The sequence below is a fragment of the Lentiprolixibacter sp. genome, from assembly GCF_982873095.1.
Genome location: NZ_CEYNTP010000326.1, coordinates 1 through 2,431 on the forward strand (window position 1 = coordinate 1; position 2,431 = coordinate 2,431).

At 48.0% G+C, this 2,431-nt stretch carries 3 protein-coding genes; all 3 read left to right on the forward strand.

From position 1 onward, the window contains the following. Positions 1 to 415: alpha/beta fold hydrolase (locus AC4E7D_RS13925; RefSeq protein ID WP_490174382.1), on the forward strand; the 415-nt coding region annotated here is incomplete at its 5' end. A gap of 98 nt (positions 416 to 513) precedes the next feature. Continuing rightward, on the forward strand, positions 514 to 2,031 hold the full coding sequence (locus AC4E7D_RS13930) for a G-D-S-L family lipolytic protein (protein WP_490174383.1): 1,518 nt from the start codon (positions 514 to 516) through the stop codon (positions 2,029 to 2,031). A gap of 63 nt (positions 2,032 to 2,094) precedes the next feature. Then, a partial coding sequence (locus AC4E7D_RS13935; RefSeq protein ID WP_490174384.1) for a phage holin family protein occupies positions 2,095 to 2,431 on the forward strand: 337 nt, incomplete at its 3' end.

The window sequence follows — 2,431 nt, forward strand, 5'->3', positions numbered from 1 at the left end:
CATTCCGGAAGAAAATTTAAGTTCAAGATCGGCAGCTGATTTTGCGCTGGCACAGACCCTGCACGATTGGGGCATCCGGCAATTCCTATTGAAAAGTCTGCACTGGGTGGAAAAAGGAAAACTCGATTTTCGATTTAACCTAAGGGTACTTGCCACCAAAATGGAGGAAATTGGCGATTCACTGGATACTACAGCATCCTTTCTCGGACCTGTATTATTCCTTGGGGGCAGCCGTTCGGAATATATTTCCGAATCCGACTTCCCTCTTATAAGGAACCACTTCCCTGAAGCACAATTGAAAACCGTTTCCGATGCCGGACACTGGCTGCATGCTGAAAACCCTCAGGAATTCTTCCAGTATTCCTTTGACTTCCTGCAGGAGGGATTGGAGCAAGATGGCACTACACCGGCATGATTTAACGCCGACCATCTTGCGTGTGAACTAAATTTGGTTAAATTTGGCTTTACGCTGCCTTAACGGTAGGTTAACTAAACTAAATTCAAACTAACGAAATGAAAAAGTTTTTGATGTTGTTCGCTTTGGGCGGACTTTTTCTGTTTTCTTGTAGCGATGATGATGTAATTACCGATCCGGTTCCGGATCCCGATCCGATCGTTTATACGGCAGGGAGTGCTAATTTTTCAACCTATGTAGCCCTGGGGACTTCTATTACTGCCGGTTATACCGATGCGGCCTTGTTTATTGATAGTCAAACCAATTCCTTCCCCAATATGCTGGCAGGAAACTTCGCCCTGGTTGGCGGAGGTGATTTTGATATCCCCTTTATGGCAGACAATCTCGGAGGTGCCACTCTGGGCGGGCAGCCCATTCTGGGTAATCGCCTGATCCTGGATTTTTCAACGGGGTCTCCCTCACCAGTTGAGGTGAGCGGAACGGGGACTACCGAAATTTCGAATGTACTTTCTGGTTCCTTTAATAACATGGGAGTGCCTGGCGCTAAAAGCTACCATCTGGTAGCACCTGGGTATGGGAACGTGGCAGGGGTAGCTGTAGGACTTGCCAACCCTTATTTTGCAAGGTTTGCGAGCTCACCCAATGCTACAATTCTGGAAGATGCCCTTGCACAGAACGCTACTTTCTTTACCCTTTGGATAGGAAACAACGATGTTCTGGGCTTTGCAGCTGACGGAGGCTCGGGCATTGACCAAACCGGGAACCTCGACCCGAGCACATATGGCGGGACCGATATTACCGATCCTAATGTGTTTGCAAGTGTATACAATAGCTTGCTTCAGGCAATGACTGCAAACGGTGCTGACGGCGTGGTGATCAACCTGCCAGACGTAAAAGCGCTTCCCTATTTTACAACTGTACCGTATAACGCGGTACCCCTGGATGAGGCAACTGCCGCAGCAGTAAATGCAGGTTATGCAGCTTATAATGGGGGCATACAGGCGGCACAGGCGGCCCTAGCCGGGACAGGTTTATTTACCGCCGAAGAAGCGGCCAGAAGAACAATCAACTTTTCCGCCGGACAAAACGCTGTGGTTATTGTTGATGAAGACCTTACCGATCTTGGAGCTATTAACCCTGCTTTCGCTGCATTGCCTAAATACAGGCAGGCAACTCCTGAAGATCTACTGATTCTAACATCTGCTTCCTTTATTGGCACCCTCGCAGATCCAAATAACCCTGCCAGTGTCAATGGCGTGGGTGTACCCCTGGAAGATCGATGGGTACTCACCCCGGAAGAACAACTGTTAGTAGAAAATGCTACTGCTGCTTACAACCAAACTATAGAAGCGCTGGCCACGCAATATGACCTGGGCCTGGTGGATGTAAATTCCTATCAAAATGTGATCGCCACACAGGGTGCACCTCTGCCTGATGGCAGCGTGGTAACTGACGATTTCGCTACCGGAGGTGGATTTTCCCTAGATGGCATTCACCCAGCCCCAAGAGGAGCCGCCTTGTTGGCAAATCAGATCGTGGCGACGATCAATGCGAAGTATGGTTCTAACCTTCCCGGGGTGAATCCTCTGGATTATACCGGGCTCTACATAAAATAGAAGAGAAATATTTTATACTTTTAAAGGTGCCGGGCCTTGTTCGGTGCCTTTTTTGTTTTGCTTATGAACTTTATTCTCAAGTTATTACTTAGTGCCTTGGCCGTTGTGGTCCTGGCGAATATTCTTCCCGGAGTCTTTGTGGATAGTTACCTCACGGCAGTCATTGTAGCAGTGGTCCTGAGTTTGCTTAATTTTTTAGTTAAACCGATCCTGATCATCCTTACCCTTCCGGTGACGATTGTTACCCTAGGGCTTTTCCTGCTGATCATAAACGCTTTGATCATCCTTCTGGCCGACTACCTGGTAGGTGGTTTTTCCGTAGATTCTATCTGGTGGGCGCTCTTATTTAGCCTGTTACTATCCCTGTTGAATTCCATCTTGCATTCCTTCCTGAAATCTG